Below are 15962 nucleotides of genomic sequence, written 5' to 3'. Positions count from 1 at the left end.
ATCTCCAAAATGACCCAGTCTCTCCTGAGCGTCCAACCGTCTCTCCGGCTCGTTTCCCATCCCGTCCCGCGTCGCCGCCGTCCCGTCCGGTGTGTCTCAGCTGCGCCTCAGCGCCGCCGGTGAGGGGGCTTTTACGGTTACCCCCCAATACCCGCAACCCCAAAATCAACAAAATCCAAGAAATCCGCAAAGAAAAATCAAAAATGACGCGATATCAATGTCTTAACCCATGAAGAAACCAGGGAACCAAACCACACCACACATCCCAAAATCACCCAAACCCCAAACTCAAAACACCCAAACAACAACAAAACACACTTACCCACAGACCAAGGCCTACTTACCCACAGGTCAGGGCGTGAATCGGTCAAAAGTGCCGGGCTGAAAAGGCAAGGAACAAGCATAGGCTCCCTTGATACGCGCGCGCGTCAGGGGCCGGGCTAGGATCCTCGGAACAGAGACGCCAGTTTTACCTGGCGGCCGCCGGGCAGACGCAGGGCCAACAGGAAAACGATCAAGGCAAGATAAACCAGGGGTTCGATCTGAAAGCCTTTGGCCAGAAGTACAAAATGAACAGCCCCACAAAGACCGGCTGCATAGGTCAACTTGTGAAGCTTGGGCCAGGCCCGCCCCATTTTTCGGACGGACAGGTTGTTGGAAGTAGCTGCCAGAGGCAGCATCAGAACAAACGCGCCCATGCCGATGGTAATAAAGGGCCGTTTGGCGATGTCTGCCAGAATCTGCCCCGGCATCTGCACGTCCAGGATCAGCCAAACCAGCAGGTGGCACAGAACGTAGAAGAAACACAAAAGACCGATGGCCCGGCGAAACTTGATCAGGTTCACCCCCAGAAACCGGCGCAAAGGGGAGATGGCCAATGTCAGGATCAGAAGCTGCAGCGCCAGCTCACCGTATTCATGCTCCAAAGCCTTGATCGGCTCAACGCCCAGACCTCCGGTGAGCCCCAGATAGAAAAGCCAGGGAGCCGGCAGCGCTCCTGCCAGGTAAACCACCCAAACAGGCAGGCGGCGCAAAATCCGGTTTGTGGCCCCCATCCAGCAGCCCCTCCCTCTCAGAAGAACCTGGCCAAATCCATGCCTTCATACATGGAGGCGACCTCATCCCCGTATCCGTTGAACATAAGCGTCGGCTGACGTTTGGCAAACAGACCGCCACCAATGCGGCGCTCGCTGGCCTGGCTCCAGCGCGGATGCGAAACATCAGGGTTCACATTGCTGTAGAAACCGTACTCATGCCGGTTGGCCATATTCCAGCTGGTTGGCGGCTCCTGATCGGTCAACGTAATCCGCACCACTGATTTGATTGACTTGAAGCCGTATTTCCACGGCACCACCAGGCGCAGAGGGGCCCCGTTCTGATTGGGCAGCGGCTTGCCGAAGATGCCCGTGGCCATCAAGGTCAACGGATGCATTGCTTCATCCAGGCGCAGGCCTTCGCGGTACGGCCAGTCCAGCACATTGTAAGCTGTGCCAGGCATTTCGGCGGGGCGATGGAGGGTTTCAAAGGCCACATATTTGGCCCCGCCCTGCACTCCCGCCATATTCAGCAAATCAGCCAGCTCAAACCCCTGCCAGGGCACCACCATTGACCAGGCCTCGACACAGCGGAAGCGGTAGATACGCTCCTCAAGTGTCATCTCTCCGAGAATCTGATCAAAGGAGTAATCGCCAGGCCTGTCCACCAGACCGTCAATCTTGACGTTCCAGGGCTTGGTGGTCATCTGGCCGGCATATCTCGAAGGATCTTCCTTGCCGGTACCGAACTCATAGAAATTGCAATAGCTGGTCACCTCTTCCCAGCTGTTGGGCTCCAGCGTCTCACTCGCGCTAGCCTTACCGCCAACAGCGGCAGCCAGCCCGGTTCCTGCCATGCCTGCAATGATCCGACGGCGGTTCCAGAACTCCGCCTCCGGGGTTGCATCAGCGTGAGTCAAATCATTGTTCCAGCGGCGTGCCATCTGCGGCTCCTAAAATTGCAGGTCTTTCCTGAAGTAACGGCTTTGGGAGCAAAACCCAAAACATATCCCGTCACGACTACGCGAGAGGCGTGTAACGTTGGATACCCGGCTAGTTTCTGCGAAATCCCGCACGCAGGCACCCCGCCTGACGGAATTGTGAAGCCCCCGGCACCCAACGGTCCAAGAAACCGCTACAGCCGGGCATTTCCCCACTGCACAGACGGGTCGGCTCGACTATGCTGACTGGAATTCAAAACCGCTTCGGGCAGTCCATGATGAAAACCCTAATTGCTCCACTGATGATCCTGGCCGCTGCAATGCTGGCAGGATGTGCTGCCACTCCTACTGCAACCAAGAACGATGTCGAGGCGCTGTCGCTTGCCATCCGGTCCCTTGATCCTCAGGTGGACGCTGAGGAGGCCCGCCGCGCGGCGGAAATCGCCTACAGCCATTCTGCCCGGCTGGCCGAACAGTATAATGTCACCACGTCGCCGATCATTCACAACACGCTGGTGAACAGCGGAGTCAAGGACCGCGGCATCTGTGTACACTACGCCGAAGACATGCAGGCACGGCTCAATCAGGAAAACTTTCAAACGCTCACGATGCTGCGCGCAATTGCCGAACCGAAAAATGAGTTCCGCATCGATCACTCGACCGCAGTTATCGCCGCCACAGGCGATGGCATCCATGACGGTATCGTACTTGACCCCTGGCGCCATGGCGGCAAGCTCTACTGGTCCGCCACCATTGAGGACCCGCGATACAACTGGGAACCCCGCCTGAAAGTCCTGCGCAGGAAATACGAACGCCGGATAGCAAAGGAAGCGGCGGCGGAGTAAGATTCAATCAAAGCCGCCCTGCCCCTTCAGAGCGATACCAGCATCAGGATCAAGGTCTCGTTGCTTGCCCCCTCGGTTTGGTGGTTCGCCCATTCGCCGGAATGGAAGAAAGCACTATGGGACACGATCGTTACGACAGGGCCACCTAACTGCAACCCGGCAAGAGATTTGCATGGCAAATCCTGCGGAAGCACGAATGGCTGGCAGGCAGTGACACAGCAGCCGATACCATTGATCGCCTCGTTCACGGTTTAACTTGCACGATGACTGAAACCGCCCGTACAGTCGCCGCGGCGCAGTCGGTATGGGAGTGTCAGACCGGTGAACGAGGAAATATATCAGCCTGGCGATCCGGTCGCGGATATTCTTTTCAACTGGTCACCCCTGATCGTTGCAGCGTTGGCCTGCGCATTTGGCCTGTTTCTGATTCTGCTCGGCTTTCGGAACTACGTGAAGGCAGCGCTTCTCAAAAAATCCGGTGTGAAAGGGCATGCCACGGTCACTCAGAAATGGCTGAAAAAAGGGTATGTTGACCGGGATGACCGGCACCACACCAAGCCCACCAAGTATCATTATCTTCGGTACGAACGCAGCAATGGCGGGAAGATATTGACCGAAAAGGAAGTGGCCCCCATTGCCCTCTGGAAGGAAATCGAGCCGGGCGATCAGGTTGAAGTGATTTACCTGCCTGACCGTTCAATGATGCGGCTGGCCAGCTGGCCGGATCAGATTGGGCTTAGCGCAGGCCTGCTTCAGCTCACCATTGGCGCCCTGGTGACAGCCACATCTGCAGGCATGATGATCAGCAGTGCGCTCGCCGCGATGAGCGGTCCTGATTACCGGGACATCGGGCCGGATTGGATCGCGGACACAGCCGAAGTGCTGAATGTTGGCATCCCGGCGGACCCCTATCTCCGCCTGCTTGCCCCCCAAAAAACCTACGTGAAGGTGGTCTTTGGCGACACCCAGGGTGGCGCGCTGATGGCGAACCAGCGGCTCGTACTGCTGTCACCTGAACAGTTTGCAGGACATGACATATCAGAGGGCGCTATCCTAAAGGCCTGGCTGCAACCCGAAAACGAATACAACGCAGTTCTCGAAATTGAACGCGACCTTTCCTCGCATTGATGGCGTCATGGCATTTGCGTGTGTCGCAGGCGCCGTCAACGGTCACCGACCCGATCTTCTGACCGAGAGGTAGCTCGCCCCCCCTTCCGTGACATTGCCCAGCCGGGCAGGGCGGGCATCTACTTCATCTTCCTGACCGACCTGCGCATTGCCTATAGGTTGTCCTGGAAGGTTTTGAAGAAGAAATCTGCAAACACGTTCCGACAGTAAAATGTGGGCTCCGGCGCAACGTGCGCTGGAACCCTATTTGTGTACCACTACACGGAAACCGTCCTAATCGCCGATGGAGGCATCAAAAGCCAAGAAGCCAAGGAAGGCTTCCAACACGAACCGCAGAACTATGGGCGGATACCGCAAAACTATGAGGTATCCGCAGTGCTATGGGGAAACCTACAAACCCTTGTAGGACGTCGCGAACGCGTTCGCGGCAGCTTCCGCAATCCAAGCAAAATTTCCGCAGAAGGAACCCATAGAAGTTCGCACTGAGTTCCCAAAAGAATTCGCGAAACTCTCATAATAGTTCGTTCGGTTGGCCTTCAAAAAAGGCATTTCTCGACTCGGCGAAACGAACCCATGTCCTGAGATTTTGATAGCAAAATCAGTGACTTTTGGGAAGCGCGAAATTCGGGCTCAAAATCGAGAATTTCGGCGCAATTTTTGCCCGGCCGGAAGGCGTGATCGGCAGATTCCGATGTCAGCGATGCCCTCGTTGCCACTTTTTTGACCCACGGCAGCATGTGTAAGGCGACTTCTTACCCCACAAAGTATTTGTTGTAGGGTAGAGAAACTTCCTGTCGATGCGCATGAATTTGAACTGGGGTCCACGCAGCGCAAGTGTGGCCCTCCAGTAAAGGATCAAGCTGAGGATGGTTCAATTGCGCCTTCAGACATAGCCTGTCAGAGTTGGCGAGTCCCTGCGCTGGATTTTTCAAGAAGGTGGTAGGGAGCAGTTTCCAGAAATCTCTTTACGCGCTCAGGGTCGTCGATTGGGTCGCTCCCTGAAGTTCTGACCAGGTGACGCAAATACAGGAGGATAGCCGCTGTGATCAGCAGCACGCATACGCTTGATGCGATTTCGAAGCTTGTCATTTTCCGGCCTCCTGTAGCAGATTATAGGGTGCGCCTTTGACGATCTCGAGGTTGTTGGGGGTTTGCCTGCGACGCGATTTCCACGAAAAGATGGCGCCGAATGCGATCCCCGAGCTCACAAACCCAATCAAATTCACTGTTTTGATGTCCATTTCGCTATTCCCGCACACCGTAGGTATTTATGCAAGTTGGGGTGAGAGGGTTCAGATCGCTTTTGCGCTGTCACAATGAAAACTGCTACGGTCCATGCATGAAGGAGAAGCCTTTCAAATTCTCTGAGCGCTCTGACGCGAAAGCTCGCAGCCGGGATGAAGACTTGCGGCGCCTCGAAAGCGGCAAAGTCTCAGCATCTGACCTTCGGCGCGAGAATGCATTTGTGAAGGGCGGTGGCTTGGCTGGCAGAAAAATTGGCTTCTCGAAGAAACACCCTCCAGAGAATGGAGACCGCTGGTATTCGCCGGACGGCCGGGTGTGCAGAGCTGACGGTTCCATTGAGTGGCTTAACAAAAAGAGTGAAGAGTAACCTGGGCGCATTCCGGTTATTGGGACGCTACGAGGCATCGCCGACTTTTCGAGCGGAGCATTTTGTTCGTGTCAGCTCTTTCTTTGGCTGCCGAAGAAACACCCGCCGTTTTAGAAACACCTGGCCAGCGCCTTAGGTGTCGGCCCCTTTTGACTCGAAAAGCGTGTCAATGATCGGGCAATCAGGCAAATCACCTTGGGCACATTCTGACGCCATCTCTTCAAGAACCTTCTCCAGCGCTTGGAGGTTAGCAATTTTGGCGCGAACTGAAGCGAGATGCTCGATTGTCATTTGATGAACGTCACCGCAAGTTACTCCTTGCTGGTCGACCATTCCAAGCAAAGCCCTAATTTCCTCGATGCTGAATCCCAGATCGCGGCTGTGCCGGATAAACGACAAGCGTTTGAGGTGGTCATAAGAATACTGTCGATTGCCACCAGAGGTTCGCCCAGGGTCCGGCATCAGCCCGATTTTCTCATAGTATCTGATGGTTTCGATATTGACCCCGGTTTCCCGCGACATTGCTCCGATGCCATAGGCTCGCGTGTTCGTGATCCCCGCCATGTGAAATCTTCCTTGCATCTGTAGCTACTACAGATCCCAATTTATCAAGCAACGAATGCTAAAACGAGGATTTTCATGGTCGAGACCGTTGAACATGTTGCGAACGATGACCGCAAAACCGCCAGGTTAATGGCATTAGGCGGTGTCCTTGGCGCGATCGGTGCATCTACCTGCTGCATCGTGCCGCTGATCCTATTCAGCCTGGGTGTGTCTGGTGCCTGGGTTGGCAATCTGACGGCCTTGGAACCCTACAAGCCGATCTTCATAGTCTTCACGCTTGGATTTCTCGGCTACGGCTACTGGATGGTCTATCGCAAACCAAAGGCTTGCGCTGAAGGAGAGGCGTGCGCGCGTCCACTTCCCAATCGGTTGGTGAAATCGGCCCTTTGGGTTTCGACCTTCCTAATCCTCGTCGCGCTCTTCTGGAACTGGATCGCACCTGTTGTGGCTCCGATCCTGCTTGGACTTTGAAAGGAATGTCATGCAACTGAAACCCCTACTCTTTGGTGCAATGCTTGCCGCCTTTTCTTCACACGCATTTGCCGCCGAGCAAACCGCCACGTTCTCGGTGCCGGGGATGAACTGCGCCAGCTGCCCCTATCTCGTGCAATCGGCCATGTCTGCGGTTGAGGGTGTGCAATCGGTAGAGACGAGCCTTGAGGATCGCACGGCAAGTGTTGTTTTTGACGATGCGCTGACAACGCCAGACGCAATCGCGCTTGCCTCAACTAATGCTGGCTATGCGGCGGAGTTGATCGAAAACAGCAACGACTCCTGAGGGCTGAACTTGTCGCGCAACTCCTACAGTAAGTTGCTGACCACCGGCATCGTCGGCACTCTCGTTACCGCTGTTTGCTGCTTCACTCCGGTCTTAGGCGTGTTGCTGGGCGCGGTTGGGCTGTCCGCATTGTTGGGGCTTCTGGATTTTGTCCTGATCCCAGCGCTTCTTTTCTTCATCGGCATCACGATCTTGGCCCTGGTTCGCCGTTCCAATTCCCAGACCGCACCAAAAAGCGGCTCCAAAGAAAGCTGACCTCATGTCTGATTGCTGTTCTCCAGACTCGAACGCCCCATTTGACCTTGCAGTGATCGGTGCAGGTTCTGCCGGGTTTTCTGCGTCGATCACCGCTGCGGATCAGGGCGCCCGCGTAGCCTTGATCGGGGAGGGAACGATCGGCGGCACCTGTGTCAATGTCGGTTGTGTTCCTTCAAAGACGATGATCCGGGCTATGGAAGCCGTTCATTCCGCAACAGCAGCGCGGCGGTTCGATGGAATAGAAGTATCTTCCCGGATAACCGACTGGGCTGCGGTCGTTCGCCAAAAACAGGCGCTGGTCGAAGAACTGCGAGCAGCCAAATACACGGACGTCCTGCCAAATTACAACGCCATCTCCTACATGGAGGGCGCTGCTCAGTTTTCCGACGATGGCGAGTTGTCTGTTGCGGGCAACCCCGTCCAGGCTCGCAAGACCATCATCGCTACCGGATCGCGTCCGCATGTTCCGGAAATTCCAGGTTTGGAAAGTGTGCCCTTCCATGACAGCACGTCTATTCTTGAGCTTGAGACGCTGCCTGCTTCGCTCATCGTCATGGGTGGCGGCTATATCGGCGTGGAACTGGCCCAGGTATTCGCCCGCGCTGGTGTGAAGGTGATGATCGTCTCCCGGCGCGGCCTACTGCCTGAGGCGGAGCCTGAGATCGGCGCTGCTCTGACATCATATTTCGAAGCAGAGGGCATCGTTGTTCGTTCGGAATTGCAATACGAACGCGTGGATCAAGATGGTGGCGGGGTGGCCCTGAGTATTACTGCCCCCGTAGGCAGCGAAACCCTTCGCGCCGAGGCATTGCTGTTGGCCACAGGCCGAGTGCCCAATACGCAGGGTCTGAACCTCGACGCAGTGGGTGTGCGAACCAATGGAAATGGCGGAATCCAGGTTGATGATGCGCTCATGACCTGCCGCGAGGGGGTCTATGCGGTGGGAGACGCCACCGGGCGCGATCAGTTCGTCTATATGGCGGCTTACGGAGCCAAGTTGGCGGCTCAGAATGCCCTGAATGGCAACACGCTGTCCTATGACAATTCTGCCATGCCCGCCGTCGTGTTCAGCGATCCCCAGGTTGCCAGTGTGGGCATGACTGAAGCGCAGGCCGTTACCGCGGGACACACTGTGAAAACCTCTGTTCTGCCTCTTGAGCATGTGCCACGCGCCCTGGCTGCAAGAGATACGCGCGGATTGATCAAACTTGTCGCAGATGGCGCAACCAAGCGGCTTCTGGGCGCACACATTCTGGCACCGGAAGGCGCCGACAGCATCCAGACCGCAGCAATGGCCATTCGCGCGGGGATGACATACGAGGAGTTGGGCGCGATGATCTTTCCCTACCTTACAACCGTCGAAGGTTTGAAGCTGGCAGCACAAACCTTTGAGCAGGATGTGGCGAAACTGTCTTGTTGTGCCGGGTAGGAACTTGGTTTGATTGGGTTGCCGGTCGACTGGGGAGCAAACCCAGACCAAATTTGAAGCGGTTGCGTCTAAAATAACTCCGCTATCCGCACCAATGCCCCTCTACTTGTCTTCCCAACAAGCTTCTCACCGCAAGTTTTTAGGCCGTTTTCAGCCAACTGTTTTCGCAACGCTCGGCTGGAGGTCTGTTTAGAGCGCGCAAGATCAGCAAGTGGGATAAAGGTTCGCTGAAACGCAACCAACGCCTGAGGAGTGATCAGATACCTGACCTGCCGGCCTTCGTTTTCCTGGCAGGCCTCAAGAAGACCTTCACGGCACCAATGGGTAACAACCTCCGCCTTCCATCCGGTCAAATCGGCGACTTGATGTGCTGTCCACAATCCGGGTTTTGAGGCTTCGGTGAAACGTGCGTCGATGTCTTCGCAAGCAAACTCGAACAATCCCAATGGCTGTTCAGAGGACGCTGAAACTGGCTGGATCGCTCCGGTCTGAATGGCCTTGAATACTGCGATCAGTTTCGACTTCTGCGTGGTGCGCCGAAGATTGAGATCCGAGAAGCGCAGAGTTTCCGCTGAGGAGCCTGCCGCTTTTTGATTGCCCCTGATGCCGTCAACAAGCACCAAAAGATCATCGGACAAGAAGGGACCTTCGACCAAAGGCGGCAAATCTGAGGTAGGCAAACGCGAAACCAGCCCGGCATCTTGAAGAATGCGAAACTGAGTCTTGCCGATACCAAGCATTTCCATTGCTGATTTCGCGGTCAGGTATCCCGCGCGTTCGGCCTTGAGCCCTTCTACCGCCGCTCGTGGAACCATAGTGTGCTTGTGGCCTTGCCCGGAATGAGCTTGGTGGCCTTCTAATTTACCCGAGGCGACAGCGGCAACGATCCGCTCTCCCCGAACGTTCAAAACACGGGCGGCTTCGGTCGCTGATATCCAAGCTCTATCCTCGACAGATCGTCCCGCGTATGGACCTTGGAAGTGCTCTGCAATACCCGCCGACAATTGGTTGTGGATGTCCGCATACGCATCGCCACTGAAGCGCATCAACCGCTGATACCACTTGCCAAGTCGCGCTGGAGCGGAGGAAGCGTTTGGGTCACCCTCGGATAGGCGATGAGCCAGTTTCCCCTGAAACCCTCTTGGCCATGATCTTAGCCATGGTTCAGCTTGAGCGAGGAACACCCGGGTATCGGGAATGGTTACTGGAAGCGGTGTCTTACCCTCTTTGCCAGATCGCGATTTCTGCTCACTACTGGCAAGGAAAAAGAGGAAGGAAGCGAAATCGCTTGGGGCATCTTCTGACCAGGGACCAAACGTGCCAACACGTTCTTGAGCTTGCTGAGCGCGAGCTATCAATTGAGCGATCCAAGTTTCGAATTCTGTCGCGTGCGGCGCGACCATCGTTTCGAAGAGTAGGCCGCATTCGCAGCTTTTGAGCCCGCCAACGTTTGTAGAAAAGGTCGCCTTGCAGCGGGGGCACTGATCCAGAAGAACGGTTTTGTGCACGTCGCATGCCGATACCAAACTGTGCCGCCAGTGCTGCTGCCATGGCTTTCCTTCAGCCACACAGCTCGGGCAGACTGGGTCGGTCTGTGATCGCTGAAATCGCCACTCAAGAGCTGGGTCACATGGCTGGATCTTCGGCGCAATCGCACAGAGTGATGTTTCATCCACGCCGAGCGTTTCAGCCAGCCCTGGCAAGTTCTCGAGCATTGGGCGGCCATAGGGCTGTCCAATGTGTAAGTAGAACTCTGCAACGTGGGAGAAAGCGTTCAGACTTGCCAAACGGCGAAGAAAACCAACCAGGCTTTCTCCTTGGAGTGGTGGCGCAGATCTCATTATCATGCGGGCTCAGACGAAAGGGCCCCGAGTTCAAGAAGCGTTGACGGCTCCAATTCCAAACCAGCATCCTGCATCACTTCAACATAAGAGCGAACCTGCTGCAGATCATTTGGCATTTCTTCTTCGTAAAGGATCGCTACTTTCGACCGCTCTTGAAATAGAATGGACGCAGCGCTTCGAATGTCGCCCAGGGTCAAGCTGTCTTCCTTTGTCCGCGACAACGCCCCTCGAAGCAAACGAAGGACAAGTCCGACACGCCCACCCGAGAGACAATATAGCCGAGTAGCAAGATCGTCCTTGTCGAAATCCAAGGTGACATTGTTGTCTTCGAGGTGATCAAAGAGGTTAAAAACTGCCGTGGCAAAAGCTTCACGATCATCCTCGTTTGCCCAATTGTATGGCTTGAAGGAAATCGTGCTCATGGCCCGTGCTTTCAGTTGTTCGTTGCCATCAATGACTCTCTGAAAGTTTGGCAGGCCGCTCAGGATCAAGGTTACGCCAGTTTCATCGACCAGCCGTTTGAAATGGTCGCCGGTCGCTCGAAGCGTCAGATTCGCCCCGGATTCAATGCAATGATTGCATTCATCCAAAGCAATGATCTGGATCCCCTCGTCAGCAATGGCGGTTTCAATCCTCGACCTAATTGTATCCGTTGACGTTTGAGGTTTGCAGCTATGACCCAGTGCGCGAAGGATAGAAATGTAGAGATCTTTGTCGCTCGGCTTTGGAGGAACAAAACCACGGCGAGCAGTTGGCATGGGAATTATCCAGCCCGGACCTGAAGCTTCTTTACCCAGGGTAGAGCAAACCTCCTTCAACAGTTCAGTCTTTCCACACCGAGTGGGACCGAGGATTGGAATGATGCCGCCACCTTGCTCGCGGGCCATCAAAACGGCGTCTTCCAGTGCATTTAATGCTCTTTGGAAGGCTTCATGGGGGATCAACACATTGAGAAGATCAGTGTGGTTTGTCATTCAGGGTTCTTCGTCTTGAGTTTGAGTGCTTGTCGCGGCTTCGAGTTCTTCAAGATCGTGGTGGTCTGCGAAGCGATGCCATGAGCTCGAGCTGAAATTTCATTTTCAACTTCGAGCGGTTTGAGGCTCTGTTCAGCAATTCTGCGGTCTTCCTGTGCCCGAGCCGCGCGCTTTTTTGCTTTCCTGGCGGGTGTTCCGTGGATCCTCTCGTGATGGACCCGGTCGTGAATGGCCGCGATTGTGCGTTCCGCCGAGAGAAACTCGTCGGGACTTGGCGCAAGTTTTTTGCGAATACGGCGTAGATCATGAACAGAGATCGCAGGAAAACCTTCATCCTTGGTTGGGACAAACAGTGTGTCTTTGGTCATTGGATTGACCACACCAATCATTCGAATGTCCGTGGGATCATAACGAATTGTCAGCTCTTCACCTGTGCCAATCGCGCGACGCAGTCGCGACAGGTCGGCAGATGAATACTGCACGCGTTCAAACTCAATTCCGTAGTGGTGGAGCTTCCGTTTGACGGTTCCACCATAGAAGAGCTGAGCCACTTCCTCTGGCGGCGGAGGGAGGGGAATAACGAATTCGTCGTCAAGCCGCCGCCAAGCCTTTGTCGGACTTTCAAGTGTTTTCAGTGGATTTTCGACCAAACGCCTTGGCCTCACTGCATAACCATCAAACCGCCATTGCTGAAGAACCTTGATGAACTCTTCAAAGGTCAAGCAGGCCTCCTTCTGCCCCTTTTCAATTCGAGACCGGTTTGGCATTTCCCTGGTTGTCGTAGCGCCAGGGAGTGTTGTGAGAAAACCATTCAGCGTCTTGAAGAACCGCTCAATATACGGCTTTTTTTCTGGATGGGCCGGCAAGTTTGGGCTCAACAGCAAACAGGCTGACTTGACGCAGCTTTCTATAACATCACCAGAGTTTTCAGAGCCTTGATCGGCAACGATCTGGACCGGTCGCCCACAAGTATCAATCACGTTACTGATTTGAAATTCATCAAAGAAGTCAGGGTCTTTTGCAGTCAAAATCTCCTTAAGAACCAACGCCGTGGTTATGGAAGTAGGATGCGCCAGGCTAACTTTCAATCCGACGATCATACCTGTTGCACAATCAATGGCCGCGCACACCCATGGGCGCCCCACATGCCCGTCTTCATCAACTACGATGAAAATGTCGGCCTCTGTGCTGTCGATTTCGATACGTTCCATCGGATAGCTGACTGTCACGAACCTATTGGCTTCGATCAGGCGTTCTCTGCCCTCTCGGCCACCAATGCGTGATTTAACCACGTCGTGGTGAGGTAAGGATTTGATCAGGCTATTCACAACCTTTTGGCCGTGTGGACCTGGAGTAATTCTCTGGCGCCTGCACGCTTCGAGATATTCCGCACGTGCTTGCTGCCAAACCGCCTTTGAGGTCATTCGGTCGTGTTTTTTGTATTGAAGGTCCAGAATATTGAGGACGATATCTTCAAATAAATTGGAATGACGAGGCAGGCGGTTTCCAGACAGATATCGCTTGTCATGCAACGCGTTCGTGCTTTGCTCCTGGAAGCCTTTCCGCCATTTCTGTATGGCCCGGATCCCTGGGAATGGCTTCTGTCGACTTCTGAACTCAGGGACACTTTCGAAGTGATCCTTCATCACCCGGTGCCTCTCTTGCCAGCCAAAGCCTTCGCGCTCCAACCTTGCCGACATGCTCAACACAGCCTTCCGAAAAGCGACCTCCAGGTTGTCAGTCTCTGAGGGGATGCGAACGCCAGCATCTTGGCCATGCCGGTCCACGATGAACCCTGTCGCGACCCTTAGCCGAAAATCCTCGCTCGAAATCTCGTGGATCGTGCCATCTGGCGCTTTCAAACTGACTGCTGCCCGCCCATGGATATGTCCACGGACCTCATGCAGTTCGTCACCAATCTCAAGAAGGCGGCCATCATATTCTTTGGTAAGATCTGTCATAGGGGTAAGAGCTCCAGGTGCTTGGTGCAGCCCTTGAACACCAGCAGTTCTGTATCCTTCTTCAGCGCTGTGGAATAGAGATCCAAAAACAGATGCCCAGTCAGGATCGCAGTGAACAGCTCGCCCTGGGTGAACCCCAATTCAGAGATGGCTTCTCTGTATGTGAAACGATTAGAAGCCGATGCCTCCAGTCTTGGCAATAAGCCCTCTGGCATTGAACGCCCGATATATGGGCGCAATAGCCCAAGGTTCTTTTTCAGTTCCGGAGAAATTTCATCCTCGGTGATCAATAAAAGCTGCTGTCCGAAGCTTTCGAAGACACTCGGGTATTCAAGGAACTCGGGTTGCTTGGAAAGCGTGTATTCAGACTTTGCTTCGAGAAAGAAGATGGTGCCGTCAATCAGGACAACCTTGAAGTCGGGTGTGTAGACCCAAGGCTTGTAGCCGGTGCCTTGAAAGCGCGCCAGCAGCTCCTCTTTGGTCGCGAAGGGTTGCCCGGTATTGAGATCAAATGTCACTGGCTGCGGGTAAATTTCGTGCACCCGGGGATCCAGAGAACATAGATTGTGGCAATCAACCTCTGTGATGCTCTCAAGCTGAACGATCCCACGCGCCTTTCCGCCCGCGATGTGGTGCGCTTTTTGCACCTTGCCACGTTTTTGAATTCGTCGTGCAGCTGGTCGTGCTTCTGGGTCGATCTTCATGGCTGCTCAGTCGCACATCGCCTGAGTTGAGATCAATAAAAATGTTGAAGAACAGTCGGTTGTAGAGACCTAACGGAAGTTAAGAGGGTCTTAACTTCCGTCTTGGCTCATTCTTCTCGCAAAGTGCGTTCGAGTGCGGTTGGCTGGCCACGGTGTGCGGAAGCTGGTTGGGCAGCAAAAAACTGTGATTCGCTCGTTTTTTTGATCCGAGTAGTCAGCTGTCAGCTGAACCACAAACAGACGGCACATTTTTTCGAATGGCATAAAAATGGGCACCATCCTCAGTTCATTGTGCCACAAGCGATCAATTACCCAACTTGTTTTTGATAAGCCAGCTCATCCAATCTGGCGGATGCTTTGAATATCGCCCCCTTCAAGTTCGCATCCCCGTCAACTCGTTCGAAGAGCCCTTGAAGGAGATCAAAGACCGCTTGGAAGTTCTCAAAATCATCCGGCAACCCTGCGAGTGCCCGAGCAATTACCCGGTCTTCATAGTTCTCTTCAACTCCGTCGAGGTCTCCGTCAATGATTGCTTGCAACACAGGCGCTGCTTGCCCTCTTGCTTCAGAATAAGCGGTTCTCTGTCCCGAGAGACGTTCAAGTGCTCTCGCTTTGCTGTTCGAATACACAGCTTCGGTTTCGCCGAGCGCGGCCGAAATTTGATCCAGAGGTTGCCCGCTCAACTGCGCGAAATAGAACAGTGGCAACCACTGGCGTTGAACGAGTGCGGACTCCCGGATGAACTCGAGAGGGGAGCGAACATCTTCTCTTGATAGAAATGCCTCCAAAACGGTATCGGCTGTCAGGGCACGGTTTTCGATCCGTTCCTGGACTTCCCCATCAGCGCCAACAGCACGAACATCTCCAATGAGACGAAGAGCGGGCGCACCTTCGACTTCCTCAAATTCACCTTCACGGATGAACTCGAGTTGATCTGCAAGGCTGCGATCAATCGTGACACGCGTATCCTCCGTCTCAATGGTTCCGGCTTTGGTATCTACAATCAGTGAATTGTGCAGACCTATGTCTGCAACACGTTGCGCCGATTTCAGCAGTTTCGATTGGTTGGCTTGATCGCGTTCACGGAGCAGAATGAGCAGATCTCCGGCGCTGATTTTTGCGGACTGTCCCGGCGAACGAAAGAGAATGGTGCCACTTTCAAGACCATCACCATCTCGGCTAACGATGACTGGCGGTTCATCGTATTTCTCCACGTAGATTACACCTATCTCAACACCACCTACGTTGATGCATGTTTTGATGAAATCAGGGGTCGGCGTCAGATAGGCTTTCACCTTTTGGCTTATATGAACAATATCGGTGTCTTGGAACACAGTGCTGGGCATTCCAACCGCTTGGCACTGCGCATCTTCCACGCCGATGAAGATGAAGCCGCCTTTGTTATTTGAAAGGGCAGCGATAGCCTTCAGGATGGGCGTCATCTTCTTGGGATCAAATGACTGCTTGCATTCCTGTGCAGCGGTTTCTCCATCGCGAAGATACCAGTTGCCATCCTCACGTTGCTCAAACCTTTCCATAGCGCGGTCAGAAATTGTTGGCGGCTTTGGTTGTCCTCCTCCACCAGCTACAACAACACCAATCTGTGCCGCCTGGAAATTTTCGAGGAAAGCATCCAGGGCCTCGTCACTGGCCTGAGGAACTTCCGGGCCGTAGGTGCCATTCCGTATCTGACTTATTCGGCCCGAGTTGGCTGGCCGATCCTGTCGATTGAAATAGAACTGAATATCTACGTTTCGTTCGCCTCTCGCCAAGAGAGCTTTGATCAATCCAATTTCTTCGTCGGTAATACTTCGCGCCATTGTTCGCGACCTCACGAAATTCAATCCAAAATTGCGGCGAGGCTGAGCTATTCGTGCTGTCAAGGCAAGG

At 54.3% G+C, this 15962-nt stretch carries 18 protein-coding genes; 7 read left to right on the top strand and 11 right to left on the bottom strand.

Annotated features, from left to right (window positions below; all coding sequences use genetic code 11):
- Positions 1–440: 440 nt before the first annotated feature.
- The gene (msrQ, locus tag ACP151_RS02900; protein WP_424977341.1) at positions 441–1055 is read right to left on the bottom strand and encodes a protein-methionine-sulfoxide reductase heme-binding subunit MsrQ; all 615 of its coding nucleotides are present in this window, start codon (positions 1053–1055) and stop codon (positions 441–443) included.
- A gap of 17 nt (positions 1056–1072) precedes the next feature.
- Positions 1073–1978, bottom strand: a complete 906-nt coding sequence (gene msrP, locus ACP151_RS02895; protein ID WP_424977339.1) for a protein-methionine-sulfoxide reductase catalytic subunit MsrP — start codon at positions 1976–1978, stop codon at positions 1073–1075.
- 275 nt (positions 1979–2253) lie between these two features.
- Here msrP and ACP151_RS02890 point away from each other — a divergent pair, with 275 nt between their 5' ends.
- Positions 2254–2820 (top strand): hypothetical protein, encoded by a 567-nt coding sequence (locus ACP151_RS02890; RefSeq protein WP_424977352.1) that lies wholly within the window; start codon positions 2254–2256, stop codon positions 2818–2820.
- A gap of 26 nt (positions 2821–2846) precedes the next feature.
- Here ACP151_RS02890 and ACP151_RS02885 read toward each other — a convergent pair whose 3' ends face one another.
- Positions 2847–3068: a hypothetical protein gene (locus ACP151_RS02885; protein ID WP_424977338.1), complete on the bottom strand. Its 222-nt coding sequence runs from the start codon at positions 3066–3068 to the stop codon at positions 2847–2849.
- A gap of 73 nt (positions 3069–3141) precedes the next feature.
- Between ACP151_RS02885 and ACP151_RS02880 the strand changes: the two genes are divergently transcribed.
- Complete coding sequence (locus ACP151_RS02880) at positions 3142–3948, top strand: DUF3592 domain-containing protein (RefSeq protein ID WP_424977336.1); 807 nt, start codon at positions 3142–3144, stop codon at positions 3946–3948.
- A gap of 897 nt (positions 3949–4845) precedes the next feature.
- On the opposite strand, the gene ACP151_RS02875 is transcribed toward ACP151_RS02880, so the two are convergent.
- Positions 4846–5037 (bottom strand): hypothetical protein, encoded by a 192-nt coding sequence (locus ACP151_RS02875; protein ID WP_424977335.1) that lies wholly within the window; start codon positions 5035–5037, stop codon positions 4846–4848.
- Positions 5034–5189, bottom strand: a complete 156-nt coding sequence (locus tag ACP151_RS02870; RefSeq protein WP_424977334.1) for a hypothetical protein — start codon at positions 5187–5189, stop codon at positions 5034–5036. Before ACP151_RS02870 ends, ACP151_RS02875 begins: the two co-directional genes overlap by 4 nt.
- Before the next feature lie 98 nt (positions 5190–5287).
- Between ACP151_RS02870 and ACP151_RS02865 the strand changes: the two genes are divergently transcribed.
- Positions 5288–5560 (top strand): hypothetical protein, encoded by a 273-nt coding sequence (locus tag ACP151_RS02865; RefSeq protein WP_424977333.1) that lies wholly within the window; start codon positions 5288–5290, stop codon positions 5558–5560.
- A 132-nt stretch (positions 5561–5692) separates the two neighbouring features.
- Here ACP151_RS02865 and ACP151_RS02860 read toward each other — a convergent pair whose 3' ends face one another.
- Positions 5693–6124 (bottom strand): MerR family transcriptional regulator, encoded by a 432-nt coding sequence (locus tag ACP151_RS02860; protein WP_424977332.1) that lies wholly within the window; start codon positions 6122–6124, stop codon positions 5693–5695.
- A gap of 75 nt (positions 6125–6199) precedes the next feature.
- Between ACP151_RS02860 and ACP151_RS02855 the strand changes: the two genes are divergently transcribed.
- From ACP151_RS02855 to merA, 4 genes are read left to right on the top strand one after another with little or no spacing between them, the layout of a single operon-like run.
- The gene (locus tag ACP151_RS02855) at positions 6200–6595 is read left to right on the top strand and encodes a mercuric transporter MerT family protein (protein ID WP_424977331.1); all 396 of its coding nucleotides are present in this window, start codon (positions 6200–6202) and stop codon (positions 6593–6595) included.
- Positions 6596–6605: 10 nt separating this feature from the next.
- On the top strand, positions 6606–6902 hold the full coding sequence (locus tag ACP151_RS02850) for a heavy-metal-associated domain-containing protein (protein WP_424977330.1): 297 nt from the start codon (positions 6606–6608) through the stop codon (positions 6900–6902).
- Positions 6903–6911: 9 nt separating this feature from the next.
- A complete protein-coding gene (merF, locus tag ACP151_RS02845; RefSeq protein ID WP_424977329.1) occupies positions 6912–7157 on the top strand; it encodes a mercury resistance system transport protein MerF in 246 nt (81 codons plus the stop codon).
- A 4-nt stretch (positions 7158–7161) separates the two neighbouring features.
- A complete protein-coding gene (gene merA, locus ACP151_RS02840; protein ID WP_424977328.1) occupies positions 7162–8589 on the top strand; it encodes a mercury(II) reductase in 1428 nt (475 codons plus the stop codon).
- Positions 8590–8657: 68 nt separating this feature from the next.
- On the opposite strand, the gene ACP151_RS02835 is transcribed toward merA, so the two are convergent.
- From ACP151_RS02835 to ACP151_RS02815, 5 genes are all read right to left on the bottom strand, one after another.
- Positions 8658–10430, bottom strand: a complete 1773-nt coding sequence (locus ACP151_RS02835; RefSeq protein ID WP_424977327.1) for a TniQ family protein — start codon at positions 10428–10430, stop codon at positions 8658–8660.
- Positions 10431–10432: 2 nt separating this feature from the next.
- Positions 10433–11407 (bottom strand): TniB family NTP-binding protein, encoded by a 975-nt coding sequence (locus ACP151_RS02830; protein WP_424977326.1) that lies wholly within the window; start codon positions 11405–11407, stop codon positions 10433–10435.
- Entirely contained in the window at positions 11404–13368 is a 1965-nt protein-coding gene (locus ACP151_RS02825; protein ID WP_424977325.1) for a Mu transposase C-terminal domain-containing protein, read from the bottom strand. Before ACP151_RS02825 ends, ACP151_RS02830 begins: the two co-directional genes overlap by 4 nt.
- Positions 13365–14072, bottom strand: a complete 708-nt coding sequence (locus ACP151_RS02820; protein WP_424977324.1) for a hypothetical protein — start codon at positions 14070–14072, stop codon at positions 13365–13367. Before ACP151_RS02820 ends, ACP151_RS02825 begins: the two co-directional genes overlap by 4 nt.
- 308 nt (positions 14073–14380) lie before the next feature.
- Positions 14381–15892, bottom strand: a complete 1512-nt coding sequence (locus tag ACP151_RS02815) for an RNA-binding domain-containing protein (protein WP_424977323.1) — start codon at positions 15890–15892, stop codon at positions 14381–14383.
- Positions 15893–15962 lie beyond the last annotated feature (70 nt).

Source organism: Leisingera sp. S232, assembly GCF_049800895.1.
Classification (GTDB): domain Bacteria; phylum Pseudomonadota; class Alphaproteobacteria; order Rhodobacterales; family Rhodobacteraceae; genus Leisingera.
The sequence above is the reverse complement of the archived record's forward strand: the minus strand, read 5'-3'. Positions and strand labels throughout refer to the sequence as shown.

Coding starts and splice junctions, on each gene's coding strand:
- msrQ (WP_424977341.1), bottom strand. CDS start 1,055: ATGGGGGCCACAAACCGGATTTTGCGCCGCCTGCCTGTTTGGGTGGTT.
- msrP (WP_424977339.1), bottom strand. CDS start 1,978: ATGGCACGCCGCTGGAACAATGATTTGACTCACGCTGATGCAACCCCG.
- ACP151_RS02890 (WP_424977352.1), top strand. CDS start 2,254: ATGAAAACCCTAATTGCTCCACTGATGATCCTGGCCGCTGCAATGCTG.
- ACP151_RS02875 (WP_424977335.1), bottom strand. CDS start 5,037: ATGACAAGCTTCGAAATCGCATCAAGCGTATGCGTGCTGCTGATCACA.
- ACP151_RS02870 (WP_424977334.1), bottom strand. CDS start 5,189: ATGGACATCAAAACAGTGAATTTGATTGGGTTTGTGAGCTCGGGGATC.
- ACP151_RS02865 (WP_424977333.1), top strand. CDS start 5,288: ATGAAGGAGAAGCCTTTCAAATTCTCTGAGCGCTCTGACGCGAAAGCT.
- ACP151_RS02860 (WP_424977332.1), bottom strand. CDS start 6,124: ATGGCGGGGATCACGAACACGCGAGCCTATGGCATCGGAGCAATGTCG.
- ACP151_RS02855 (WP_424977331.1), top strand. CDS start 6,200: ATGGTCGAGACCGTTGAACATGTTGCGAACGATGACCGCAAAACCGCC.
- ACP151_RS02850 (WP_424977330.1), top strand. CDS start 6,606: ATGCAACTGAAACCCCTACTCTTTGGTGCAATGCTTGCCGCCTTTTCT.
- merA (WP_424977328.1), top strand. CDS start 7,162: ATGTCTGATTGCTGTTCTCCAGACTCGAACGCCCCATTTGACCTTGCA.
- ACP151_RS02835 (WP_424977327.1), bottom strand. CDS start 10,430: ATGAGATCTGCGCCACCACTCCAAGGAGAAAGCCTGGTTGGTTTTCTT.
- ACP151_RS02830 (WP_424977326.1), bottom strand. CDS start 11,407: ATGACAAACCACACTGATCTTCTCAATGTGTTGATCCCCCATGAAGCC.
- ACP151_RS02825 (WP_424977325.1), bottom strand. CDS start 13,368: ATGACAGATCTTACCAAAGAATATGATGGCCGCCTTCTTGAGATTGGT.
- ACP151_RS02820 (WP_424977324.1), bottom strand. CDS start 14,072: ATGAAGATCGACCCAGAAGCACGACCAGCTGCACGACGAATTCAAAAA.
- ACP151_RS02815 (WP_424977323.1), bottom strand. CDS start 15,892: ATGGCGCGAAGTATTACCGACGAAGAAATTGGATTGATCAAAGCTCTC.